Annotated in this window: 18 protein-coding genes; 11 read left to right on the top strand and 7 right to left on the bottom strand. The window is 57.4% G+C overall.

All coding sequences use genetic code 11. The annotated features are described in order from the left end of the window. Positions 1 to 28: 28 nt before the first annotated feature. The 3 genes from asmA to udk all read right to left on the bottom strand — a co-directional run bounded on the left by asmA (position 29) and on the right by udk (position 3,213). Entirely contained in the window at positions 29 to 1,879 is a 1,851-nt protein-coding gene (asmA, locus tag AC2FAK_RS10270) for an outer membrane assembly protein AsmA (protein WP_095454997.1), read from the bottom strand. Positions 1,880 to 1,901: 22 nt separating this feature from the next. Further along, the gene (dcd, locus tag AC2FAK_RS10265) at positions 1,902 to 2,483 is read right to left on the bottom strand and encodes a dCTP deaminase (RefSeq protein WP_013097886.1); all 582 of its coding nucleotides are present in this window, start codon (positions 2,481 to 2,483) and stop codon (positions 1,902 to 1,904) included. Between the two features lie 88 nt (positions 2,484 to 2,571). Then, positions 2,572 to 3,213 (bottom strand): uridine kinase, encoded by a 642-nt coding sequence (udk, locus tag AC2FAK_RS10260; protein ID WP_008500855.1) that lies wholly within the window; start codon positions 3,211 to 3,213, stop codon positions 2,572 to 2,574. Positions 3,214 to 3,557: 344 nt separating this feature from the next. Here udk and AC2FAK_RS10255 point away from each other — a divergent pair, with 344 nt between their 5' ends. Continuing rightward, positions 3,558 to 6,887 carry a diguanylate cyclase gene (locus AC2FAK_RS10255; protein WP_038420943.1) on the top strand — a complete coding sequence of 1,110 codons (3,330 nt, stop codon included), beginning with the start codon at positions 3,558 to 3,560 and terminating at the stop codon, positions 6,885 to 6,887. Here the strand turns inward: AC2FAK_RS10255 and alkA are convergent. Continuing rightward, complete coding sequence (gene alkA, locus AC2FAK_RS10250) at positions 6,852 to 7,724, bottom strand: DNA-3-methyladenine glycosylase 2 (RefSeq protein ID WP_013097889.1); 873 nt, start codon at positions 7,722 to 7,724, stop codon at positions 6,852 to 6,854. The two genes, AC2FAK_RS10255 and alkA, sit on opposite strands and share 36 nt — an antisense overlap. A 130-nt stretch (positions 7,725 to 7,854) precedes the next feature. Between alkA and yegD the strand changes: the two genes are divergently transcribed. From yegD to trhP, 8 genes are all read left to right on the top strand, one after another. Next, a complete protein-coding gene (gene yegD / locus AC2FAK_RS10245; RefSeq protein ID WP_095454998.1) occupies positions 7,855 to 9,207 on the top strand; it encodes a molecular chaperone in 1,353 nt (450 codons plus the stop codon). A 177-nt stretch (positions 9,208 to 9,384) separates the two neighbouring features. Beyond that, positions 9,385 to 10,587 carry an MdtA/MuxA family multidrug efflux RND transporter periplasmic adaptor subunit gene (locus AC2FAK_RS10240; RefSeq protein WP_013097899.1) on the top strand — a complete coding sequence of 401 codons (1,203 nt, stop codon included), beginning with the start codon at positions 9,385 to 9,387 and terminating at the stop codon, positions 10,585 to 10,587. After that, positions 10,587 to 13,709: an MdtB/MuxB family multidrug efflux RND transporter permease subunit gene (locus tag AC2FAK_RS10235; protein WP_095454999.1), complete on the top strand. Its 3,123-nt coding sequence runs from the start codon at positions 10,587 to 10,589 to the stop codon at positions 13,707 to 13,709. The genes AC2FAK_RS10240 and AC2FAK_RS10235 overlap by 1 nt, the downstream gene beginning before the upstream one ends. Then, the gene (mdtC, locus tag AC2FAK_RS10230) at positions 13,710 to 16,787 is read left to right on the top strand and encodes a multidrug efflux RND transporter permease subunit MdtC (protein WP_095455000.1); all 3,078 of its coding nucleotides are present in this window, start codon (positions 13,710 to 13,712) and stop codon (positions 16,785 to 16,787) included. After that, entirely contained in the window at positions 16,788 to 18,203 is a 1,416-nt protein-coding gene (gene mdtD, locus AC2FAK_RS10225; protein ID WP_095455001.1) for an MFS transporter, read from the top strand. Continuing rightward, entirely contained in the window at positions 18,200 to 19,603 is a 1,404-nt protein-coding gene (gene baeS / locus AC2FAK_RS10220; protein WP_045903330.1) for an envelope stress sensor histidine kinase BaeS, read from the top strand. The genes mdtD and baeS overlap by 4 nt, the downstream gene beginning before the upstream one ends. Further along, positions 19,600 to 20,322, top strand: a complete 723-nt coding sequence (baeR, locus tag AC2FAK_RS10215; protein WP_013097904.1) for an envelope stress response regulator BaeR — start codon at positions 19,600 to 19,602, stop codon at positions 20,320 to 20,322. Before baeS ends, baeR begins: the two co-directional genes overlap by 4 nt. 163 nt (positions 20,323 to 20,485) lie before the next feature. Then, entirely contained in the window at positions 20,486 to 21,847 is a 1,362-nt protein-coding gene (trhP, locus tag AC2FAK_RS10210; RefSeq protein WP_040022494.1) for a prephenate-dependent tRNA uridine(34) hydroxylase TrhP, read from the top strand. Between the two features lie 427 nt (positions 21,848 to 22,274). Here trhP and AC2FAK_RS10205 read toward each other — a convergent pair whose 3' ends face one another. Beyond that, complete coding sequence (locus AC2FAK_RS10205; RefSeq protein WP_240516900.1) at positions 22,275 to 22,703, bottom strand: WapI family immunity protein; 429 nt, start codon at positions 22,701 to 22,703, stop codon at positions 22,275 to 22,277. A 9-nt stretch (positions 22,704 to 22,712) separates the two neighbouring features. Then, positions 22,713 to 23,393 carry a hypothetical protein gene (locus AC2FAK_RS10200; RefSeq protein ID WP_320713949.1) on the bottom strand — a complete coding sequence of 227 codons (681 nt, stop codon included), beginning with the start codon at positions 23,391 to 23,393 and terminating at the stop codon, positions 22,713 to 22,715. 82 nt (positions 23,394 to 23,475) lie between these two features. On the opposite strand from AC2FAK_RS10200, the gene AC2FAK_RS10195 reads away from it, so the two are divergent. Next, positions 23,476 to 23,775: a hypothetical protein gene (locus tag AC2FAK_RS10195; protein WP_230199650.1), complete on the top strand. Its 300-nt coding sequence runs from the start codon at positions 23,476 to 23,478 to the stop codon at positions 23,773 to 23,775. Between the two features lie 161 nt (positions 23,776 to 23,936). Beyond that, positions 23,937 to 24,836 (top strand): lipid kinase YegS, encoded by a 900-nt coding sequence (gene yegS / locus AC2FAK_RS10190; protein ID WP_023621952.1) that lies wholly within the window; start codon positions 23,937 to 23,939, stop codon positions 24,834 to 24,836. Between the two features lie 453 nt (positions 24,837 to 25,289). Here yegS and fbaB read toward each other — a convergent pair whose 3' ends face one another. Then, on the bottom strand, positions 25,290 to 26,342 hold the full coding sequence (fbaB, locus tag AC2FAK_RS10185) for a class I fructose-bisphosphate aldolase (protein ID WP_008500869.1): 1,053 nt from the start codon (positions 26,340 to 26,342) through the stop codon (positions 25,290 to 25,292). Positions 26,343 to 26,422 lie beyond the last annotated feature (80 nt).

Here is a 26,422-nt window from a genome sequence, read left to right as displayed (position 1 = left end):
TGGCAGCCACCACCCGGCACAACAGGCATCACAGCTTATCGAGCAGCTTCTTCACGTCCTTCCCGTTTTGGGTATCTTTATTACGATCCGCCCAGTCGTTCAACCGACGTTTGGCTTCATCCTGCAGATGCTTGCGCAGGATCTGATCCACCTGCAGGCTGTAGTTCAGCGACTGCCATTGGCCATATACGCTCAGCGGTACCGGCGTCTCTTTCAGGAAGTCGATCAGCTTACCTTCACCCTGCCAGCCGGACAGCACCTGAACGTTGAAGTGGGTATCTGCCGTCTCTTTTACCAGATCGAGCTTGCCCTCGCCGGTTAATGACAACAGTGAGGAGGTCCCCTGCATGCCGTTCAGAGAGAGCTGCCCATTGTCGAGCGTCAGGTCACTGCTAAAGCTGTCGAGACGCGTGGCGCTGTCGTAATTTTCCTGCGCTTTAACATCGCTGCTGCGCTCCACCGCCTGCTGTACCAGCTGCTGGAAGTTGAGCCCTTCCATGCGGGCATCTTTCAGTTCAAGGTGAGCCTGCCCCTGCCAGTCGCGGCGGAAAGCATCAGCATCGATCTTCGTGCCCGAGAAATCCCCCGCCAGCGTCAGTTGACCCGTCATGGAGATGGGGTAGTCAAAGGCTTTCAGAATGGTGCCAATCTCAACGTTGTCGAGACGCGGCTGAAATTCCGCAGTCGAGGCCTCTTTACGCACATCCAGCGTGCCCGGCAGGGAAAGGTGCCCGGCGCCCATTTTGCCGCTCAGTTCGGAGATCACCAGCAAACCGTTCTGGTTGAACATCTGGCTGCTCACGTCGGTGAAATCGATACCGCGCCAGCGCAGGCTGTTGGCCTTCAGCAGAATGTCCGCCGTGAAGCCCCGCAGACCGTTATAGTCCGGCTGATCGAGATTAGACGAGATAACCGGACGCGTCTGTTTCCCCTGGTTTTGCCCGAGCTGCGCGGGATCGTTGTCCGTAGCGCTCGCCGGAGGCGGAGGAAGCAGGTTTTCCAGGTTGAGCTTGTCAAACTGCAGATTGAGCACCCATTTCGGCTTCGCCTCCAGAATGACGCTCGCCTGCCCTTTCAGGCTGCTGTCGTTCGCCTGCAGGTTGAGATTATTCATCTCAAGCTGTTTTAACTCTTCACGCCAGACGGCCTGCATCGTTCCCTGACCGGCAATACCCTGGGCAGGGAGATCGGCTCCTGTCAGTTGCCAGTTCAGCTGCTGAATGTCGGCGGTAAGCTGGTGCGGATAATCCGACGCATTGACGCTGGCATTCAGAGACAAAGTGAGATCGCGCTGATCGCGGTTGACCCGTCCGCTAAACTCCAGCGAAGCAAGATGGTGCTCATCCTGCTCCATCTTGAGGTTGATATTCCGTACGGTGACCTGCTCATCGTCTTCATGCTGGAAAACCAGCACGCTATCGGCCACCTTCAGTTTGCCGATATCGAATGACCAGCCCGTATCTGACGGTTCATCAGGTAAGGTATTTTCCCGCGGCGCAACAGGCGCATCCGCGTTACGCACGGCTTCAGTTTGCTGGGTAAGCTGAATCACCGCCCCTTTTAACATCACCTGGTTGACCTGCAACTGATGCGAAAAGAGCGGAACTAACGCCACATCAAGGCGCATGTTATCGGCAGACACCAGGGGCTGAACAGCCCCCGGCGCGGTTAACGACATGCGGCCAGAGAGAATGCTGAGCTGGGGCCAGACGTGCCAGCGCAGCGGCCCATCCAGCTTCAGTTGATAACCACTGCGGGCTTCGACCTGCCGCACCATATAGGCGCGGAAATCATTCGGGTTAACCAGCAGAACCAACGCTGAAAGGCCAGCAACCAGCACCACCAGCAAAATCATCAGCGTTGTCAGAACTCTTCTCATGGCATCCTCAATGGACTAACGATCAGTCTTTATCAATACGGCTGGCAACCGCACCCTGCTGGTCGCGGTATTTTGCGTCCTGACGGCGGTTGTAAGGACGATCGGCCGGACCCGTCAGCGGTTCAAAGCTCAGCGCACCAATCATCATGCCCGGGCGCAGCGCCAGCGGCAGTTTACCGGCGTTGAAAAACTCCAGCACGATTCGGCCCGACCAGCCTGGATCGATACGGTGCGCGGTCACGTGTACCATCAACCCCAGACGCGCCAGAGAGGAACGGCCATCGAGCCAGCCCACCAGATCCGCGGGCAGCGTCACCGATTCAAAGGTCACCGCCAGCGCCAGCTCGCCCGGATGCAGATAAAAGGCCTCGCCTTCGTCGATAACGATTTCGTCACTCATCACGCGATCAAGCGCGGCGCTGACTTCATCCTTCGGCCCGCTAAGGTCGATGAACGGTGCGGTATGGCCGCTGAAGGTGCGGAATTTATTCCCCAGTCGCACATCAACGGTGACACCATTGATACGCTCCACGGGTGGACGTGGGGTAATAGACAGGCGGCCTTCATCCAGCCAGGCTTCTATATCGCGATCACAAAGACGCATGGCACTCTCTCCTTTCGTGCATCGTGCCCTGAGGATAACGACTCAGGGCAAAGCAGGTTATCTCTGAACGGTACACAATTCGCGCGGCTTATTCAAAAAACTGGCTGATTTTCGCTTTTAAGATATCAATGGCAATGCGGTTTTTGCCTCCGCGCGGCACGATAATATCGGCGTATTGTTTGGATGGTTCAATAAATTGCAGGAACATTGGGCGAACGGTTTTCTGGTACTGCGCCATGACGGAGTCCATTGAACGGCCACGTTCGTTCACGTCACGCTTGATGCGGCGCATCAGGCAGATGTCCAGCGGGGTATCAACAAAGATGGAGAAGTTCATTGACTCGCGCAGACGCGCGTCGGTCAGAAGCAGGATGCCTTCAAGGATAATCACCTTCTTTGGCTCAATGCGAATCGTTTCCTGCGTGCGGGTATGTTCCACGTAACTATAAACAGGCAGTTCAATCGCCTGGCCGCTCTTGAGCGCTTCTAAATGCTGGAACAGCAAGCTGTGATCCATGGCATTAGGATGGTCATAGTTCGTTTTTACGCGCTCTTCCATCGACAGATGGGATTGGTCTTTGTAATAGCTGTCTTCGGGAATGACGCCGATGTGCTCATCACCAACTTGTTCACGCAGTTCGCGGTAAAGCGTACTGGCAATAAGACTTTTACCTGAAGCCGATGCGCCGGCAATGCCTATAATGACGCACTGATGAGACTTATCAGTCATAAATTTAGCGACCTGATTAACCTGGATGTTAAGGAAGGACGACGCCGGAGCGTCAAACGCGGCAATTATAGGGATTTCACGGGCGTGATACCAGTCGAAAGCGCAGGTTATGCGAGACAAGCTGAAAAGTGACGTCATGTTCCCTGAGTGAAATTTTTACGCGCGTTTTTTCAGCGTTTAACAGGATTTTTTTAAACACTAACTATTTAATAAATCTATGATGTCAAATTATGAGCAGTCGCCATATGAATTGTAAATTGTTTGTACTAGCATAAACCAAATTAGCACATTCACTCGTCCGGACCTTCACTCCTGACGGCATGGCGTCTCTGGATAAAGCGGTAATGAATAAACAACACCAGCGGGTTTTGGTTACCACCCCACATCCTCTTATGCGACTTGTCTGTCTGGGCCTGGTCACCTTTATCTTTACCCTTTTTTCGCTGGAGTTGACCCGCTTCGGCGCGCTGCTGGCTCCGCTCTGGTTTCCCACCGCCATTATGATGGTGGCGTTTTATCGCCACGCCGGAAAAATGTGGCCCGGTATTGCTCTGGCCTGTTCGTTTGGCAATATTCTGGCCTCGTGGATGCTCTTTTCCTGGTCGTCGATTAATCCGACCTATACCGCCATTAACGTGGTGGAAGCGGTAGTTGGTGCATTATTACTGCGCAAACTGCTCCCCTGGTACAACCCGCTGCAGAATCTGAATGACTGGATCCGCCTGGCCATCGGCAGCGCGCTGATCCCCCCGCTGGTGGGCGGTGTGCTGGTGCATTTACTGATACCCAGCCCGGAGCCGCTGCGTAATTTCCTCGTGTGGGTCTTGTCTGAAGCGGTTGGCGCACTGGCCCTGGTGCCATTGGGGTTACTGTTTAAGCCGCACTATCTCCTGCGCCATCGAGACCCGAAGCTGCTGCTGGAAACGCTGGTAACCATGGCCGTGACGCTGGTCCTCAGCTGGGCGGCCATCGTCTGGCTGCCGTGGCCTTTTACCTGCGTCATTGTTCTGCTGATGTGGAGCGCTGTGCGCCTGCCGCGCATGGAAGCCTTTATGGTGTTTCTGGTCACCGTGATGGTGGTTTCGCTGATGATTGCCCATAACCCGGAGGCACTGACCACGCAGCACACCGGCGCGATGCTGAACGCCCCCTGGCTGCCGTTCCTGATGCTGCTTCTGCCAGCCAACGTCATGACCATGGTGATGTATGCCTTTCGCGCAGAGCGAAAACACATCACTGAAAGTGAAGAGCGTTTTCGTAATGCGATGGAGTATTCCGCCATTGGCATGGCGCTGGTCAGCATTGACGGCCAGTGGCTGCAGGCCAATAAAGCGCTGTGTAACTTTCTCGGCTATAGCCAGACGGAGCTGCAGTCGCTCACCTTCCAGCAGCTAACCTGGCCGGAAGACCTGCACACCGATCTCGAACAGCTTGAACAACTGGTCAACGGGGATATTAACACCTACACCCTTGAGAAACGCTACTACACCCGCAGCGGCGAAGTGGTCTGGGCGCTGCTTGCGGTCTCGGTTGTACGTCATGCCGACGGTTCACCGCTCTATTTCATTGCCCAGATTGAAGATATTAACGATCTTAAGCAGACCGAATGGGTCAATAAACGGCTGATGGAGCGCATTACCCTTGCCAATGAAGCGGGCGGCATTGGCATCTGGGAGTGGGATCTTGAGCCGGACATCATCAGCTGGGATAAGCGGATGTTTGAGCTGTATGAAATCCCGCCGCACATCAAACCTACATGGCAGCTTTGGCACGATACGATGCTGCCTGAAGATCGCGCCCATGCGGAAAAAGTGCTTCGGGAATCACTCATTTCACGGCTGCCGTTTAAGCTTGAATTCCGTATTCGCGTGAAAGAGGGGGTACGCCATATTCGCTCCCTGGCGAACCGGGTCCTGAACAAACAGGGGGAAGTCGAACGCTTGCTCGGTATCAATATGGACATGACCGAAGTGAAGCAGCTCAATGAGGCCCTGTTCCAGGAAAAAGAGCGTTTGCATATTACCCTCGACTCCATCGGCGAAGCAGTGCTGTGTACCGATGTCGACATGAATGTCACCTTTATGAACCCGGTCGCAGAGAAAATGAGCGGCTGGTTGCAAACCGAGGCCATCGGCCAGCCGGTGCTGAAGGTTCTGCATATCACCTTCGGCGAAAAAGGGCCGCTGATGGAGAATATTCACAGCGGCGATATGTCCCGTTCAGATATCGAGCAGGATGTGGTGCTGAACTGCCGTACCGGCGGCGTTTTTGATATCCATTACAGCATCACCCCACTCAGCACGCTGGACGGGCAGAATATCGGCTCGGTGCTGGTTATTCAGGACGTCACCGAATCGCGCAAAATGTTGCGTCAGCTCAGTTATAGCGCTTCTCACGATGCCCTCACCCATCTGGCAAACCGGGTCAGTTTCGAAAATCACCTCAAGCGGCTGCTGCAAACCGTGCAGGAGACGCGCCAGCGACATGCGCTGGTGTTTATCGATCTCGATCGCTTCAAAGCCGTCAACGATACCGCAGGCCACGCGGCGGGCGACGCCCTGTTGCGGGAGCTTGCGTCCTTGATGCTGACCATGCTGCGCTCCAGCGACGTGCTGGCGCGTCTGGGCGGGGATGAATTCGGGCTGCTGCTGCCGGACTGCAATATTGAAAGTGCCCGCTATATTGCGGGTCGGCTGGTCCATACCATCAACGACTATCACTTTATGTGGGAGGGCCGCCTGCACCGGATCGGCGCCAGCGCGGGGATCACGCTGATTGATGAAAATAATCATCAGGCCTCGGAAGTCATGTCCCAGGCCGACATTGCCTGCTACGCCTCGAAAAACAACGGTCGCGGCGTGGTGACAGTGTACGAGCCGCAGCAGGAGCGGGCCCACAGCGCGCGCAGCATGATGTCGCTTGATGAACAGTGGCATATGATCAAAGACAACCATCTGATGATGATCGCCCGCAGCGTGGCCTCCCCGCGCATCCCGGAAAGCTGCAACTTCTGGCTGATTTCGCTGCGCCTGTGGACCAGCCAGGGAGAAGTGCTGGAAGAGCACGCCTTCCGTTCCGGCCTGGCGGAGCCTGAGCTTTTACATGCGCTGGACCGCCGTATATTTAGCGAATTCTTCCGCGCGTATGCCGCTCCGGTTGCCAAAAAAGGCCTCGGGGTCGCCCTTCCCCTGTCCGCCGCGGGTTTAGCCAGCACCACGCTGATCGACGAATTGCTCGACCTGCTGGATAAAGGGCCTTTACCGGGCCGTCTGCTGCATCTGGTCATCGCGATCGACGTTGTGGCAAACCCGGATCCAAACGTCCAGACGGGGCTACAAAAGCTCCGCCACGCTGGCTGCCGCGTGGTGCTCAGCCAGGCGGGACGCAACATGGAGCTCTTTAGCCACCTTGGTGCCAACGTGGCTGATTATCTGATGCTGGACGCCGAAGTGGTGACCAATGTGCACGGCAACCTGATGGATGAGATGATGGTCACCATTATTCAGGGCCATGCCCAGCGTCTGGGGATGCGTACCATCGCCGGTCCGTGTAACCAACCCATCATGATGGATACGCTCTCCGGCATCGGCGTTGATTTTATTTTCGGTGACACCATCGGCGAGCCGCAGCCGCTGGATCTACTGCTGAACACCAGCTATTTCGCCATCAACTGATGGCGTCCAGCCGTCGGTATACCAGATGTGCAACAGGGCGTAAGAGCGCCACGGCTGCCAGCGCTGGGCGTAGCGGCGAATTTGCGCGGGCGTCATGCCGGCAAAGCGTTGCTTAATCAGGTAGTCATCCGGCAGGAACACATCTTTCGCCTGCCAGCCGCGCAGGGCAAGGTAATTTGCCGTCCAGCGCCCTATCCCCGGCCGCTGCTGTAAGGCTTTCATCCCGGCCTCAATATCCGCAGGCGGGAACAGCGGAAACGTGCCGTCGACCACGGAGCGGGCCAGATGTATCAACGACTCCGCCCGTTTGACCGGCATGCCGAGGGCCTTCAGCGCCAGCGGATCCACCGCAGCCAGCACCTCAGGTGTGGGAAAGCACAGATAGCCCGGCGCATCTTTTACAGGTTCGCCGCACAGGGCTACCACCCGTGAGGCCAGCTTCGCCGCCATCGCCACGCTGACCAGTTGCCCCAGGATCGCCCGCACGCCCTGCTCGTAGGCATCCATCGCCCCCGGTAAGCGCAACCCTGGTCGCGCAGCGCCAAGGTCGCCCAGCGCCTGCTGAATTTGCTGCGGATCGCAGGCAAGATCGAACAGACCTGCGATGCGTTCAAGACAGGTCTGCGCAACCGGGATTAACCCCGGGCTAAGCGTGACGTTAAGCGTATGGGTGTTCAGATCCGGGGTGACGCGAAAGATCCCCTGGTGCCGCTGGCAGGTGAAACTGCGCTCGTAGTAGCGTTCGGTAACCGTCTCGATCCCCTCCACCGCACGCGCGCCAAGAAAGCCAAACATCCATTGCCAGTCGTAAGGGGGTTGCCAGGTCAGGGTATACATTGTCACTCCTTTTTTGTTCACCTCAGCATAAACCGAAAGGCCTTGTTTCGCCTTGCTTTCATATTCCTGTTGTCGCCGGTCGGGCATTCCGCTAAAGTCTCGCCCCTTCTCACTGGCATGGGGATTAATCGTGTTTATTGGATTCGACTACGGTACGGCGAACTGTTCGGTTGCGATTATGCAAAACGGACAACCATTGCTCCTGAAAATGGAAAACGAGAGTACGCTGCTGCCGTCAATGCTCTGCGCACCAACCCGCGAAGCGGTCAGCGAATGGCTGTTCCGCCACCATCAGGTTCCGGCCACGGCGGCGGAATCACAAGCGTTGCTGCGCCGGGCCGTCAGTTTTAACCGCGAAGAAGATATCGACGTCACACCGTCGAGCGTCCAGTTCGGCCTCTCGTCGCTCGGACACTACATTGACGACCCGGAAGAGGTCTACTTCGTTAAATCGCCAAAATCGTTTCTCGGCGCCAGCGGGCTGAAGCCGCAGCAGGTGGCGATGTTTGAGGATCTGGTCTGCGCCATGATGCTGCACATTCGCAATCAGGCGCAAACCCAGGTACCGGAGGCGATCGATCAGGCAGTAATTGGCCGTCCGATCAACTTCCAGGGGCTGGGTGGCGACGAGGCTAACCAGCAGGCGCAGGGGATCCTTGAGCGTGCCGCGCACCGCGCGGGCTTTCGCGACGTGGTATTCCAGTATGAGCCGGTGGCGGCGGGGCTGGATTTTGAAGCCACGCTGACAGAAGAGAAGCGCGTGCTGGTCGTCGACATCGGCGGGGGCACAACCGACTGCTCGCTGCTGCTGATGGGGCCGCAGTGGCATAACCGTCGTGACCGCGAAAACAGCCTGCTGGGGCACAGCGGCTGCCGCGTGGGCGGTAACGATCTGGATATCGCGCTCGCCTTTAAGAGCCTGATGCCACTGCTGGGCATGGGTGGGCAAACGGAAAAAGGGATCGCTCTGCCGATCCTGCCCTGGTGGAACGCTATCGCCATCAACGACGTCCCCGCGCAGAGCGATTTTTACAGCAGCGCGAATGGCCGCTTCCTGAACGATATGGTGCGCGATGCCCGGGAGGCCGACAAGGTCGCCCTGCTCTACAAAGTCTGGCGTCAGCGTCTGAGTTATCGCGTAGTGCGTACTGCCGAAGAGAGCAAAATCGCCCTCTCCGATCGCCAGGAGCACGCGGTTTCCTTGCCGTTTATCAGTGAAGATCTGGCAACCGCCATTTCTCAGGAAGGACTGGAAACCGCGCTCGCCCAGCCGCTGCAGCGCATTCTGGAACAGGTGCAACTGGCGCTGGAGAACGGCAAAGAGAAGCCGGACGTGATTTACCTGACCGGCGGTAGCGCCCGTTCGCCGCTGATCAAGAAAGCGCTGGCAGAACAGCTGCCGGGCATTCCAGTTGCCGGCGGCGATGACTTTGGCTCCGTCACGGCGGGGCTGGCGCGCTGGGCGCAGGTGATGTTTAGCTAGCGTTAGTGCGGTCTGGTGCCCTCACCCCAACCCTCTCCCACGGGGAGAGGGGGAAAACCGCGGCACCACACTCAGACAATTCCCGACAGTCTTCCATATTTCCTCCATTTTTCCGCTGTGTTAGCTGACTAAACTAGTATCATTCCCCGAAGTGTTTCAGGATGAGAACGTATAACGATGAAAGGCAGTCATAAATCCCGCTGGGCAATCGCCGCTGGCATCATTGTGGTGGTCCTTGCCGCCGCCTGGTACTGGCACACTCAATCCGCCGAGCCTTCTACTCCGGCAGGGGCCAGCAGTCAGTCAAAACGCCCTGCGGGCGGGGGTCGTCACGGTATGCGCGGCGGCGCGCTGGCACCGGTTCAGGCGGCCACTGCGGTGAATAAAGCCGTGCCTCGCTATCTCACAGGCCTCGGGACCATTACCGCCGCCAACACCGTCACGGTACGCAGCCGCGTCGACGGTCAGCTCATGGCGATCCACTTCCAGGAAGGTCAGCAGGTGAAAGCTGGCGATTTACTGGCCGAGATCGACCCAAGCCAGTTCAAAGTCGCCCTTGCCCAGGCTCAGGGGCAGCTTGCCAAAGACAAAGCCACGCTCGCTAACGCCCGGCGCGATCTGGCGCGCTATCAGCAGCTGGTGAAAACCAATCTGGTCTCTCGTCAGGAGCTGGACACGCAGCAATCGCTGGTCAGCGAAACCCAGGGCACCATCAAAGCTGACGAAGCCGCGGTGGCCAGCGCACAGCTGCAGCTTGACTGGAGCCGCATCACCGCGCCAATTGACGGACGCGTTGGCCTCAAGCAGGTCGATATCGGCAACCAGATCTCAAGCGGAGATACCACGGGCATCGTGGTCATAACCCAGACCCACCCGATTGATTTAGTCTTCACCCTGCCGGAAAGCGAAATTGCGACGGTGGTGCAGGCGCAGAAAGCCGGAAAGGGGCTGGTGGTGGAAGCCTGGGACCGTACCAACAAGCAGAAATTGAGCGAAGGTTCTTTGCTTAGCCTGGATAACCAGATCGACACCACCACCGGCACCATCAAGCTGAAAGCGCGCTTTAACAACCAGGACGACGCCCTCTTCCCGAATCAGTTTGTAAACGCACGCATGCTGGTGGCGACCGAAGAAAACGCGGTGGTAATCCCCACCGCCGCGCTGCAGATGGGCAACGAAGGTAACTTCGTCTGGGTGCTGAACAGCGACAATAAAGTCAGCAAGCACCTGGTGAAAACCGGGATTCAGGACAGCCAGACGGTTGTGATCAGCGCCGGACTCTCTGCGGGCGACCGAGTGGTGACGGACGGTATCGATCGTCTGACCGAAGGCGCCAAAGTCGAAGTGGTCGAACCCGCAAAACAGGGAGCGAACTCCTGATGCAGGTCATGCCGCCAGGCGCAACAGGTGGGCCATCACGCCTGTTTATTCTGCGCCCTGTTGCCACCACGCTGCTGATGGTGGCGATCCTGCTCGCCGGGATTATTGGCTATCGCTTCCTGCCCGTCTCGGCGCTGCCGGAAGTGGATTACCCCACCATTCAGGTCGGTACCCTCTATCCTGGCGCCAGCCCGGATGTGGTGACCTCCGCCATTACCGCTCCGCTGGAACGCCAGTTTGGTCAGATGTCGGGCCTGAAACAGATGTCATCGCAAAGCTCCGGTGGGGCATCGGTGGTAACGCTGCAGTTCCAGCTCTCGCTGTCACTGGACGTGGCCGAGCAGGAGGTGCAGGCTGCGATCAACGCCGCCACCAACCTGCTGCCGTCAGACCTGCCTAACCCGCCGGTCTACAGCAAAGTAAACCCGGCGGATCCGCCGATCATGACCCTTGCTGTCACCTCTTCCGCCATGCCAATGACCCAGGTGGAAGACATGGTCGAAACCCGCGTGGCGCAGAAAATTTCCCAGGTCTCCGGCGTCGGGCTGGTAACGCTGGCGGGCGGACAACGCCCGGCGGTGCGCGTGAAGCTTAACGCGCAGGCCATCGCTGCGCTGGGGCTGACCAGCGAAACCATCCGCACCGCCATCAGCAACGCCAACGTCAACTCGGCGAAAGGCTCGCTGGACGGCCCCACCCGCGCCGTGACGCTCTCGGCTAACGATCAGATGCAGTCTGCCGATGAGTACCGTCAGCTGATTATTGCCTACCAGAACGGTGCGCCGGTACGTCTGGGTGACGTCGCCACCGTTGAACAAGGCGCGGAAAACAGCTGGCTGGGTGCGTGGGCCAACAAACAGCAGGCGATTGTGATGAACGTGCAGCGCCAGCCGGGCGCTAACATCATTGAAACCGCCGACAGCATTCGCACCATGCTCCCGCAGCTTATTGAAAGCCTGCCCAAATCGGTCACTGTGAAGGTGCTTTCCGACCGCACCACCAACATTCGCGCGTCGGTTACCGATACCCAGTTTGAGCTGATGCTGGCGATTGCGCTGGTGGTGATGATCATCTATCTGTTCCTGCGCAACGTACCGGCAACCATCATTCCCGCCGTTGCCGTGCCGCTCTCGCTGGTGGGAACATTTGCCGTGATGGTGTTCCTCGATTTTTCGATCAACAACCTGACGCTGATGGCGCTCACCATCGCCACCGGCTTCGTGGTGGATGATGCCATCGTTGTGATCGAGAACATCTCGCGCTATATCGAGAAAGGCGAAAAACCACTGGCCGCTGCGCTGAAAGGAGCGGGCGAGATCGGCTTTACCATTATCTCGCTGACCTTCTCGCTGATTGCGGTGCTGATCCCGCTGCTGTTTATGGGCGATATCGTCGGGCGACTGTTCCGAGAGTTTGCCGTCACGCTGGCGGTCGCCATTCTGATCTCTGCCGTGGTGTCGCTAACCCTGACGCCGATGATGTGCGCCCGCATGCTGAGCCATGAATCCCTGCGCAAGCAAAACCGTTTCTCTCGCGCCTCTGAGCGGATGTTCGAACGGATCATTGCCGCTTACGGCCGGGTGCTGGCAAAAGTGCTTAACCACCCGTGGGCGACGCTCGGCGTGGCGCTCGGCACGCTGGCACTCAGCGTCATGCTGTGGATCGTTATCCCGAAAGGCTTCTTCCCGATTCAGGACAACGGCATTATTCAGGGCACGCTTCAGGCGCCCCAGTCGGTCTCCTTCGCCAGCATGGCGCAGCGTCAGCAGCAGGTCTCTGACATCATCATGAAAGATCCGGCGGTGGAAAGCCTGACCGCGTATGTGGGCGTCGATGGCACCAACCCGTCGCTGAACAGTGCGCGTCTGCAAATCAACCTCAAGCCGCTGGATGACCGCGACGATCGGGTCAACGCCGTCATTGAGCGGCTGCAAACTGCCGTGGCGCGCGTGCCGGGGATTGAACTTTACCTGCAGCCAATTCAGGATTTGACCATCGATACCCAGGTCAGCCGCACGCAGTACCAGTTCACGCTTCAGGCCACCAGCCTTGATGCGCTGAGCACGTGGGTACCGCAACTGGTCAACAAACTCAAGGCGCTGCCGCAGCTTTCTGACGTCAGCAGCGACTGGCAGGACAAAGGGCTGGCGGCATATGTGAATGTCAATCGCGATACTGCCAGCCGGCTGGGCATCACGATGTCCGACGTGGACAACGCGCTCTATAACGCCTTTGGTCAGCGCCTCATCTCCACCATTTATACCCAGGCGAATCAGTATCGCGTGGTGCTGGAACACAACACCGATAACACGCCCGGCCTGGCAGCGCTGGACTCGGTGCGCCTGACCAGCAAAGACGGTGGTATTGTGCCGTTAAGCGCCATAGCCAGCGTGGAGGAGCGTTATACGCCGCTGTCGATTAACCATCTCGATCAGTTCCCGTCCACCACCATCTCGTTCAACGTACCGGACAACTATTCGCTGGGTGAAGCGGTCGAGGCCATTCTGGGCGCGGAGAAAGAACTCAACTTCCCGTCTGATATTCAGACCCAGTTCCAGGGCAGCACCCTGGCGTTCCAGGCTGCGCTGGGCAATACCATCTGGCTGATCGTGGCTGCCGTGGTGGCGATGTACATCGTCCTTGGGGTGCTGTACGAAAGCTTTATCCACCCAATCACCATCCTCTCTACCCTGCCGACCGCCGGGGTGGGTGCGCTACTGGCCCTGATGCTGGCGGGCAGCGAACTGGACGTCATCGCCATTATCGGCATCATTCTGCTTATCGGGATCGTGAAGAAAAACGCCATCATGATGATCGACTTCGCCCTTGCCGCCGAGCGCGAGCAGGGCATGTCGCCGCGAGACGCCATCTTCCAGGCCTGTCTGTTGCGTTTTCGTCCGATCCTGATGACCACGCTCGCCGCCCTGCTGGGCGCGCTGCCGCTGATGCTCAGCACCGGCGTCGGTGCGGAGCTGCGTCGTCCGCTGGGTATCGGCATGGTCGGTGGTCTGCTGGTGAGCCAGGTGCTGACGCTGTTCACCACGCCGGTGATTTACCTGCTGTTTGACCAACTGGCCCTGTGGACCAAAAGCCGCTTCCCGAAACGTGAAGAGGAGGCGTAAGTGAAGTTTTTCGCCCTCTTCATTTACCGCCCGGTGGCGACGATTTTAATCTCGCTCGCCATTACGCTGTGCGGCGTGCTGGGCTTCCGCCTGCTGCCGGTGGCCCCCCTGCCGCAGGTGGATTTTCCGGTGATCATGGTCAGCGCATCGCTGCCGGGCGCGTCGCCGGAGACCATGGCCTCGTCGGTTGCCACACCACTGGAACGCTCGCTCGGGCGAATTGCGGGGGTCAACGAGATGACCTCCAGCAGCTCGCTCGGCAGCACGCGCATCATTCTGGAGTTCAGCTTCGACCGGGATATTAACGGTGCGGCGCGCGACGTGCAGGCCGCCATCAACGCCGCGCAAAGCCTGCTGCCGAGCGGAATGCCAAGCCGCCCGACCTACCGTAAAGCCAACCCGTCCGACGCGCCGATCATGATCCTGACGCTGACCTCGGACACCTATTCCCAGGGGCAGCTCTACGACTTTGCGTCGACCCAACTGGCGCAGACGATCTCACAAATAAACGGCGTGGGTGACGTGAGCGTTGGCGGTAGCTCGCTGCCCGCCGTGCGCGTCGGCCTGAACCCGCAGGCGCTGTTTAACCAGGGCGTGTCGCTGGATGACGTGCGCTCCGCCATCAGCAGCGCCAACGTGCGCAGGCCGCAGGGGGCGATAGAGAGCAACAGCCACCGCTGGCAGATCCAGACCAACGACGAGCTCAAAACCGCCGCCGAATATCAGCCGCTCATCATCCACTACAATAACGGCGCGGCGGTACGTTTAAGCGACGTAGCCAGCGTCACCGACTCGGTGCAGGACGTGCGCAACGCCGGGATGACCAACGCCAAACCGGCCATCTTGCTGATGATCCGCAAGCTGCCGGAAGCCAATATTATTGAAACGGTAAACAGCATTCGCGCGCGTCTGCCGGAGTTACAGAAGACCATTCCGGCCGCTATTGATCTGCAGATTGCCCAGGATCGTTCGCCGACCATTCGCGCCTCGCTTGAAGAGGTGGAACAGACGCTGGTGATCTCCGTCGGGCTGGTGATCCTGGTGGTGTTCCTGTTTCTGCGCTCGGGCCGCGCAACGCTTATTCCCGCCGTTGCGGTACCGGTGTCGCTGATTGGTACCTTCGCCGCCATGTACCTGTGCGGTTTTAGCCTGAACAACCTGTCGCTGATGGCGCTGACCATCGCCACCGGCTTTGTGGTGGATGACGCCATCGTGGTGCTGGAGAATATTTCCCGCCATCTGGAAGCCGGGGTAAAACCGCTGCAGGCCGCCCTGCAGGGCACGCGCGAAGTGGGCTTTACGGTGCTCTCCATGAGCCTGTCGCTGGTGGCGGTATTCCTGCCGCTGCTGCTGATGGGCGGGCTGCCGGGGCGACTGCTGCGCGAATTTGCCGTCACCCTTTCGGTGGCTATCGGCATCTCGCTGATTATCTCGCTAACGCTCACGCCAATGATGTGCGGCTGGATGCTTAAGCGCAGCAAACCGCACTCGCAGCCGCGTCGTAAAGGGTTTGGTCGTTTCCTGTTGGCAATGCAGGAAGGGTACGGAAAATCACTGAAGTGGGTGCTCAACCACACGCGGCTGGTTGGTCTGGTGCTTGTCGGCACCATCGCGCTCAACGTCTGGCTGTATATCTCCATCCCGAAAACCTTCTTCCCTGAGCAGGACACCGGCGTGCTGATGGGCGGCATCCAGGCTGACCAGAGTATTTCCTTCCAGGCGATGCGCGGCAAGCTGCAGGATTTTATGAAGATCATCCGCGAAGACAAGGCGGTGGATAACGTCACCGGCTTTACCGGCGGGTCACGCGTTAACAGCGGGATGATGTTTATCACCCTTAAGCCGCGCGGCGAGCGCAATGAAACGGCGCAGCAGGTAATAGACCGGCTGCGAATGAAGCTCGCCAAAGAGCCAGGCGCCAACCTGTTTTTGATGGCCGTTCAGGATATCCGCGTGGGCGGACGTCAGGCGAACGCCAGCTACCAGTACACCCTGCTCTCTGACGATCTGGCCGCGCTGCGCGAGTGGGAGCCCAAAATCCGTAAAGCGCTGGCCGCCCTGCCGCAGCTGGCGGACGTGAACTCCGATCAGCAGGACAACGGGGCAGAAATGGCGTTGACCTACGATCGTGAAACCATGTCGCGGCTGGGCATTAACGTTGAAGCCGCCAACAGTCTGCTGAACAACGCTTTTGGCCAGCGCGAGATTTCCACCATCTATCAGCCAATGAACCAGTACAAGGTGGTGATGGAAGTGGACCCGCGCTATACCCAGGACATCAGCGCGCTGGATAAAATGTTTGTCATTAACAACGACGGTAAAGCGATCCCGCTCTCTTACTTCGCCAGCTGGCGGCCCGCTAACGCGCCGCTCTCTGTGAACCATCAGGGGCTGTCGGCAGCGTCCACGATCTCCTTTAACCTGCCCACCGGCTCGTCGCTTTCCGAGGCCAGCGAGGCCATCGACCGTGCCATGACCCAGCTCGGCATGCCCTCGACCGTGCGCGGCAGTTTTGCCGGGACCGCACAGGTCTTCCAGGAGACGATGAATTCGCAGGTGATTTTGATTCTGGCGGCCATTGCCACGGTCTATATCGTGCTTGGCGTGCTGTATGAGAGCTATGTTCATCCGCTGACCATTCTCTCAACGCTGCCATCGGCAGGCGTGGGGGCGTTGCTGGCGCTGGAGCTGTTTGGCGCGCCCTTTAGCCTCATCGCCTTAATCGGGATCATGCTGTTAATTGGTATTGTGAAGAAAAACGCCATCATGATGGTGGACTTTGCGCTGGAGGCTCAGCGTAACGGCAACCTGACGCCAGAAGAGGCGATTTTCCAGGCCTGCCTGCTGCGTTTTCGTCCGATCATGATGACCACGCTGGCGGCGCTGTTTGGCGCGCTGCCGCTGGTGATCTCCGGTGGCGATGGTTCAGAGCTGCGCCAGCCGCTGGGGATCACTATTGTCGGTGGGCTGGTGATGAGTCAGCTCCTGACGCTCTACACCACGCCGGTGGTCTATCTGTTCTTTGACCGCCTGCGTCTGCGTTTTTCACGTAAAAACAGAACCACGGTGACCGGGTAAATGACTGATCTTCCCAGTAACGTTCGCTGGCAATTATGGATAGTGGCCTTCGGCTTTTTTATGCAGTCGCTGGATACCACCATCGTCAATACCGCCCTCCCCTCAATGGCAAAAAGCCTGGGGGAGAGCCCGCTGCACATGCATATGGTGATTGTCTCCTACGTGCTGACCGTTGCCGTGATGCTCCCTGCCAGCGGCTGGCTGGCGGACAAAGTGGGGGTGCGCAATATCTTCTTCACCGCTATCGTGCTGTTTACCGCGGGGTCGCTGTGTTGCGCGATGGCGAATACGCTGGATCAGCTGGTGATGGCACGCGTTCTGCAGGGCGTTGGCGGAGCCATGATGGTGCCAGTCGGGCGACTGACGGTGATGAAGATCGTCCCACGCGAGCAGTATATGGCGGCAATGACTTTTGTGACCTTACCAGGCCAGGTGGGTCCGCTGCTTGGTCCGGCGCTGGGCGGCATACTCGTGGAATATGCCTCCTGGCACTGGATTTTCCTCATCAACCTGCCGGTGGGCATTATTGGTGCTATCGCCACCCTGGCGTTGATGCCCAACTACACCCTGCAGACGCGGCGCTTTGATGTAATCGGTTTTCTGTTGCTCGCCACCGGTATGGCGACGCTGACCCTCGCTCTCGACGGGCAAAAAGGGCTGGGTATCTCCTCACTGACGCTCGCCATTCTGATCGTTATCGGGATTAGCGCCATTTTGTGGTATCTGTGGCATGCCAGAGGAAACGACCGGGCGCTGTTCAGCCTGACGCTGTTTAAAAACCCTACCTACCGGCTTGGCCTGTTCGGAAGTTTTGCGGGGCGCGTGGGCAGCGGCATGCTGCCGTTTATGACACCCGTGTTCCTGCAAATCGGTATGGGCTTTTCACCGTTTCACGCGGGGCTGATGATGATCCCGATGGTGCTGGGCAGCATGGGAATGAAGCGCATTGTGGTGCAGGTGGTTAACCGCTTTGGCTATCGCCACGTGCTGGTCACCGCCACGCTGGGGCTGGCACTGGTCAGCCTGCTGTTTATGGCCGTAGCGCTGATGGGCTGGTACTACGCCCTGCCGCTGGTGCTGTTCTGCCAGGGCATTATTAACTCCATGCGCTTCTCGTCGATGAACACCCTGACGCTGAAGGATCTGCCGGACGAACTGGCAAGCAGCGGCAACAGTTTGCTGTCGATGATCATGCAGCTCTCCATGAGCGTGGGGGTCACCATTGCCGGTTTACTGCTCGGCATGTACGGTCAGCACCATCTCAGCGTCGACACGCCGGTGGCGCATCAGGTCTTTTTATACACGTATCTCAGCATGGCGGTTATCATCGCCCTGCCCGCTTTCATCTTCGCCCGTGTGCCGGATGATACCCGTAAGAACGTCGTTATCCGGCGCAGTAAAAGGAGTGGATCATGAAATTCTGGCGTCCGGGCATTACCGGTAAGCTCTTTCTGGCAATTTTTGCCACCTGTATTGTCCTGCTAATCACCATGCACTGGGCCGTACGGCTCAGCTTTGAGCGCGGTTTTATCGATTACATTAAGCATGGTAATGAGCAGCGCCTGCAGGGTTTGAGCGATGCACTGAGCGAGCAGTATGCCCAGCACGGGAACTGGCGTTTTTTACGTAACAATGACCGTTTTATCTTCCAGATCCTGCGCTCGCTGGAGCACGATAGCGGCGATGACCGCCCCGGCCCGGGCATGCCGCCCCACGGCTGGCGCACCCAGTTCTGGGTGATCGACCAGGATATGCGCACGCTGGTTGGCCCACGTGCGCCCATCCCCCCGGACGGCACCCGGCGGGCAATCAAAGTGAATAACGCTACCGTCGGCTGGGTTATCGCCTCGCCAGTGGAGCGCCTGACGCGTAACACCGATATCAACTTCGATCGTCAGCAGCGCCGGGCCAGTTGGCTGATCGTCATCCTCTCCACGCTGCTGGCCGCGCTTGCCACCTTCCCGCTGGCGCGGGGCCTGCTCGCCCCGGTGAAAAGGCTGGTGGAAGGCACGCATAAACTGGCCGCCGGGGATTTCTCCACCCGCGTGGACACGCGCAGCCAGGATGAGCTGGGCAAGCTGGCGCAGGATTTTAACCAGCTCGCCAGTACGCTGGAGAAAAACCAGCAGATGCGGCGCGATTTTATGGCCGATATTTCGCACGAGCTGCGCACCCCGCTGGCAGTGCTGCGCGGCGAACTGGAGGCCATTCAGGATGGCGTGCGCAAGTTCACGCCCGAATCCGTGGCTTCGCTGCAGGCGGAAGTGGGTACGCTGACCAAACTGGTAGACGATCTGCACCAGCTCTCCATGTCAGACGAAGGGGCGCTGGCCTACCAGAAAGCACCGGTGGACGTGATCAACATTCTGGAGGTTATCAGTGGGGCTTTCCGCGAACGTTTTGCCAGCCGCAACCTGACCATTGACCTCTCCCTGCCGGACAGCGCGGTGGTGTTTGGCGATAAAGATCGTCTGATGCAGCTTTTCAACAACCTGCTTGAAAACAGCCTGCGCTACACCGACAGCGGTGGCGGACTCCACATCTCCGGCAGACAGGAAAACGGCCGCTTCGCCCTCACCTTTGCCGACTCCGCTCCCGGCGTGCAGGATGCGCAGCTGGAAAAACTGTTTGAACGTTTTTATCGCACCGAAGGCTCCCGCAACCGTGCCAGCGGCGGCTCCGGGCTGGGACTGGCGATTTGCGTTAATATCGTCGAGGCGCACAATGGCACCCTGCATGCCGCCCATTCGCCTTTTGGCGGGGTTAGCATTACAGTAGAGTTACCGCTGGAACGGGATTTATCGAGAGAAGCATGACCGAATTACCGATTGACGAAAACACGCCACGCATTTTGATTGTGGAAGACGAGCCTAAGCTTGGGCAGTTACTGATCGACTATTTACGTGCGGCCAGCTACGCCCCGTCGCTTATCAGCCATGGCGATCAGGTGTTACCGTACGTGCGCCAGACGCCGCCGGATCTGATCCTGCTGGATCTGATGCTCCCCGGCACGGATGGCCTGACCCTGTGCCGGGAAATTCGTCGCTTCTCCGACGTGCCGATCGTCATGGTGACGGCAAAAATCGAAGAGATCGACCGACTGCTGGGACTCGAAATTGGCGCGGACGATTACATTTGCAAACCCTACAGCCCGCGTGAAGTGGTCGCCCGCGTGAAAACCATTCTGCGTCGCTGTAAGCCGCAGCGCGAGCTTCAGGTGCTGGACGCCGAAAGCCCGCTGATTGTCGATGAGAGCCGCTTCCAGGCCAGCTGGCGCAGCAAGCTTCTCGATCTCACGCCTGCTGAGTTCCGCCTGCTGAAAACCCTTTCCCACGAGCCGGGAAAAGTGTTCTCTCGCGAGCAGCTGCTCAACCACCTGTATGACGATTACCGCGTGGTGACAGACCGCACCATCGACAGCCACATCAAAAACCTGCGCCGTAAGCTGGAGGCGCTCGACGCCGAACAGTCATTTATTCGCGCGGTGTATGGCGTGGGATACCGCTGGGAAGCGGATGCGTGCAGGATTGCATAGCTAAACGCCCCCTCACCCTAACCCTCTCCACAAAGGGGTGAGGGGCAAAGCTTTACCTCCCTGCCCCGCGGCGCTACAATGCCCGCCCTTAAAGTGGGGGATCTCCCCTTACCGCTGCACCTGGTGCACGCGGATCTGACCTGTCATCAGAACGAGAATAAACATGTTTAAACCGGAACTCCTTTCCCCGGCGGGAACGCTGCAAAATATGCGTTACGCTTTCGCCTATGGTGCCGACGCCGTCTACGCGGGCCAGCCGCGCTACTCGCTGCGCGTGCGCAACAACGAATTCAACCACGAGAATCTGCAGCTCGGCATCAACGAAGCGCATGCCCTGGGCAAAAAATTCTACGTGGTGGTCAACATCGCGCCGCACAACGCCAAGCTGAAGACGTTCATCCGTGACCTGAAGCCGGTGGTGGATATGGGGCCGGACGCGCTGATCATGTCGGATCCGGGTTTAATCATGCTGGTTCGGGAGAACTTCCCGGAGATGGATATTCACCTCTCCGTGCAGGCTAACGCCGTGAACTGGGCGACGGTCAAATTCTGGAAACAGATGGGGCTGACCCGCGTCATTCTGTCGCGTGAACTTTCCCTCGACGAGATTGAAGAGATCCGCACCCAGGTGCCGGATATGGAAATCGAAATTTTCGTTCACGGTGCGCTGTGCATGGCCTACTCCGGGCGTTGCCTGCTCTCCGGTTACATCAACAAGCGCGACCCGAACCAGGGCACCTGCACCAACGCCTGCCGCTGGGAATATAATGTCCAGGAAGGCAAAGAGGACGATATCGGTAATATCGTCCACAAGCATGAGCCAATCCCGGTTACGAACGTTGAGCCTACGCTGGGCATCGGCGCGCCAACCGACAGCGTGTTTATGATTGAAGAGGCCAAACGTCCGGGCGAATACATGACCGCCTTTGAAGACGAGCATGGCACGTACATTATGAACTCAAAAGATCTGCGCGCCGTCGCCCACGTTGAACGTCTGACCCAGATGGGCGTGCACTCCCTGAAAATTGAGGGCCGCACCAAATCCTATTACTACTGCGCGCGTACCGCACAGGTGTACCGCAAAGCGATTGACGACGCGGCAGCCGGTAAACCGTTCGACACCAGCCTGCTGGAAACTCTGGAAGGTCTGGCGCACCGCGGCTATACCGAAGGTTTCCTGCGTCGTCATACCCATGACGATTATCAGAACTACGAGCACGGCTATTCTGTGTCCGAGCGTCAGCAGTTTGTCGGCGATTTTACCGGCGAGCGCAAAGGTGCGCTGGCCGCCGTGGCGGTGAAAAACAAGTTCACCAAAGGCGACAGCCTGGAGCTGATGACCCCGCAGGGCAACATGAACTTCACGCTGGAACACCTGGAGAACGGCAAAGGCGAAGCGATTGAGGTTGCGCCGGGCAATGGTCATACCGTCTGGCTGCCGGTACCGGAAGAGGTGGAGCTGGAGTTTGCCCTGCTGATGCGCAATTTCAACGGTGAAAGCACCCGAAATCCGCATAGTAAATAGTCAACCAGGGAAATTTTTTCGCGCCGGGAAAATTCTTAGAATCGGATCACATACCGCTTCGTTCAATACGGGTATTATCCCCAGCGCTGAAAAACATAACCCATAAATGCTAGCTGTACCAGGAACCACCTCCTTAGCCCGCGTAATCTCCCTTACGTGGGCTTATTTTTTTGCTTTAGTAAAACGATTTTTTCTTAATCATGCTCATATATTGACCACCTCATTATATATCCCGCATCTGCGCTGAAGGATCCCCTCAAACTCAGCGCTCCCTACTTCGTCAAATACTAGATAACGGGTCGCTATTGCTGCCTGGGCATCAGGAGACCCAAACCGAGATATGCGCGACTTAAACACGGGAAAATTGCGAAAAAGGACATAAAAAAACCGGCATATTGAGTGCCGGTTTTATGGATTCATTCAGGCGTCAATTCTGCCATGAAATGATGTCGTCCAGACCTGAGAGTAGGTCTGGAAAATAGCTTTCATCAATATCGAAGGAATCCTCAAGCGTAATACTGTCAGCATGGTTCTCAGGCTTCAGTACCAGGCTGACGCCAACAGCCCCGGCAAAATGTGCCTGATGAAACTTAAGCATAACCTGCTCGAATGCCGAGGTTAAATTAATATCCTTAAATTTCGCCCCTGTTTTTAAGGCCTCATGGAAGCCATGGAGATCATGCCTGAACTGCTCTAACTGACCGACAAAAAACTCTGCAGCAAACGCCGTTTTTAAGGCAGGGATTGAGAATTCAACCCATACCATAATACGGCTATAAGCTGGCTCCTCGGGCTCAGTCAGTCTTTCATAAGGCGTTAATTTAAGGTGTCTGTCACCGCTTGTGATGTCTATCATGATCCCCCCTTACGGCATGTACTGAAAATGCATGATAGTCCAGTCAGTTTCTCTGACCAAAACCTCAAGACGATAAGACTTATAAATATAAGTGCCTTTCTTTTGCCTGTCTTCCACAAGCTTATACATACGCGCTTCGTACCGGAAAAGCCCAGGCTTTTTTAGTGGGTCTGGCGTTCTGGTACCATAACGAATGGCCTTTTCCTGAATCTGTAACGGCACATAACGACCTGGGGTCAGCATGTGTTTTGCCGATGACTCGCTCATCCTGAGGGCGCGCGCTGATAAGCCTAATTTAAGGCGGCCCCGCAAGAGACTGATGGTAGCCTCACTGAGCCTCACCGTTACGGCGGTTTTGACACCACTCTCCAGTAACGCCTTACCTGCCCGAAAAAGACGAAATGCACCAAAGGCAATTAAAGCGAGGTCTGTTGGGTCAATCAGTGGGGCTTCTAATGGCGCTTCTTCCAGCCTGACAAACATGCCGTCGGCATCGTAAATCTGCCATAAACCGGGAGCCTGTGCGACAGAATAACCAATACACATCCCGCTTTCGTCATCAACAATGGGTTTTGAGTTCAGTGGAGGGTTGCGGGGGCGAAATTCGAAATATTCACCGGCGGGCAATGTTGACTGGAAGGTGTAGAAACGTCCTGGCGCGTCTGTAATTAATCCAACGCTCATTGTCATGATTTCCTTTTGGGCTAACCTGTGGGGTCATCATAATGGACGTTTTTACTTCAATCTACCTTGTCTGGCAGTGATGAGCACGATGTTTATGACGACACGGGGTTCTTTGTCTGGATATAAACTGCATATTTTTGTCATTACGCTGACAGGCTTGATGAGCATCGTTTATTTCCTCTCGACATGGATTTCGCTTTTATTCGGCCCCGTTGACAATTACACGCCGCAAATAACCTCTTTATTGGGTCTGGGATTTTTCTGTCTGAACATCATGTGGATGAATACATCGATTTTTTACCGTTCCATTGCGCTAACGCTACATAACCGTGTCTGGCGTAAGCAGTTGAAAATTGAGGCAAAGCAAATGTCAGGGCTCAAACGATAACCGCAATTGACAGGAGCATGCTATGTAAGCGCTACGGGCTTCGTTTGGCGGTATAAAGGCCCCGCTTACGCGGCCTTATTTTTCCCTTTCATCCTGTTCTTACCCGCTTTTTTCCGCACTGCTATACACTCTTACTAACGCTAAAAAAGGGAGCAGCGAGGATGGCAACCTATCCAGACAGTTTATTGATTCTCAATGGTAAAAGTGCAGGCAACGATCTGCTGCGTCAGGCAATCACTGATTTGCGGGAAGACGGGGCGCGGATCCATGTACGGGTCACGTGGGAAAAAGGCGACGCGGCACGGTATATCCATGAAGGCCTGACGTTGGGTGTCGAAACCATTATCTCCGGCGGCGGCGACGGCACCATCAATGAGATCGCCTCTGCGCTTGTCGACCTGCCCACCGAAGACCGTCCGGTGATGGGCATTTTACCGCTCGGTACCGCCAATGATTTTGCCACCAGCGCTGGCATTCCGGAGGAGTTAAGTAAAGCCCTGCAACTGGCGATCCTCGGTAAAGCTACCGCCGTGGACATTGCGCAGGTGAATGACAAAACCTGCTTTATCAACATGGCGACGGGCGGGTTCGGCACGCGGATCACCAGCGAAACGCCGGAAAAACTCAAAGCGGCACTGGGCGGTGTCTCTTATCTGATCCACGGCCTGATGCGCATGGACACCCTCAAGCCGGACCGCTGTGAAATTCGCGGCGAGGATTTCCAGTGGCAGGGAGACGCGCTGGTGATTGGCATTGGCAACGGACGTCAGGCTGGCGGCGGGCAGCAGCTGTGCCCGGAGGCGCTAATTAATGACGGTCAGCTTCAGCTGCGTATTTTCACCGGCGACGGCCTGCTGCCCGCGCTATTTACCACGCTGACGCAGCCGGAAGAGAGCCCAAACATTATTGCCGGAAAATCCGCGTGGTTCGAAGTAAATGCCCCGCACGGGATGACGTTTAATCTGGATGGGGAACCGTTGAGCGGGGAGCATTTCCGCATAGAGGTATTGCCCGGCGCGCTGCAGTGCCGGTTGCCGCCGGATTGTGTGCTTCTGCGCTGATCCCTCAGCCCAGTTCTCTTCCACTGGGCTGAGGGTTCCCCAGTAATTCATAACCAGAAGCGATAACACTGCTCTCAGAATGACGGAGAACATTCAGCGATGCCCTGGTCCGGCTGTAAATCGCTGAGGCGTTTCCTGCAGGCCGGGGCGAGGCGCAGGGATGCGCCGAGAGGGCGGCTTTACAGGGACGTTACATCCGCCCGTCCCCGATAAGCCGGAAGGAATAAGCCGAAGGCACCGCGAAGCGGCGATTTACCGCCGGGAGCCCGGGTCGCCAGGGTGGTGGCGATTGAGCCACCCTGGCACGTTCACGGGTCATGTTGTTACAGAGTAGCAAGGAACATAAAGTGAACGGAATGACCTCCACAGCCGTATGTTCCCCCTCACCCCAGCCCTCTCCCAAAGGGAGAGGGGGCCGTCTGTGCAGGCATTATGCCCACCGAGAGGGAGTACTCAGGCGATCGTCACTTTGCTGTCCAGATAGACATCCTGAACTGCATTGATCAGCTTCACGCCGTCCGCCATCGATTTCTTAAACGCTTTACGGCCAAGTATCAGCCCCATACCGCCTGCGCGTTTGTTGATAACCGCCGTGCGTACCGCGTCAGACAGGTCAGTATCTCCACCCGCCGCACCGCCGGAGTTAATCAGCCCGGCGCGTCCCATGTAGCAGTTCGCCAGCTGGTAGCGCACCAGGTCGATCGGGTTATCGCTGGTCAGCTTGCTGTAGACACGGTCATCGGTATAACCGAAGTTCACCGCCTTATAGCCGCCGTTATTCTCGGCCATTTTCTGCTTCACGATGTCAGCACCAATGGTTGCGGCCAGGTGGTTTGCCTGACCGGTCAGGTCAGCTGAGACGTGGTAATCCACCCCGTCTTTTTTAAACGCGGAGTTACGCAGATACGCCCACAGCACGGTCACCATCCCGAGCTCATGGGCGCGTTCAAAGGCGGCGGAAATCTCTTCAATCTGACGACGGGACTGCTCAGAGCCGAAGTAGATCGTTGCCCCAACCGCTACTGCGCCCATATTGAACGCCTGCTCCACGCTGGCGTAGAGGGTCTGGTCATATTCGGTTGGGTAGCTGAGCGTCTCGTTGTGGTTCAGTTTGACGAGGAAAGGAATGCGGTGGGCATAACGCCGTGAAACAGACGCCAGCACGCCATAGGTAGAGGCCACACAGTTACAGCCCGCTTCAATCGCCAGCTCAACAATGTTCTTCGGATCAAAGTAGAGCGGATTGGCTGCAAAGGAGGCGCCTGCCGAATGCTCAACGCCCTGGTCAACCGGCAGAATCGAGAGATACCCGGTACCGCCCAGCCGCCCGGTATTATAGAGCGTCTGCATATTTCGCAGCACGGCCGGTGGACGGTTGTTATCCACCATCACGCGGTCAACGTAGTCGTGGCCGGGCAGATAAAGCTGGTCGGCTGGAATGGTCATACAACGATGCTGTAAAAGGCTGTCGGCGTCTTTGCCAAGCAACTGCGCAATATCAGTCATAGCGATGCTCCCGTAATTCCGACGTCATGTCGGTGAGTGTTTATCCAGACCCACATTTTTATGGGCAGACTAAGCCTGGT

This window comes from Enterobacter cloacae complex sp. 394F7 (genome assembly GCF_057320385.1).
The sequence above is the reverse complement of the archived record's forward strand: the minus strand, read 5'-3'. Positions and strand labels throughout refer to the sequence as shown.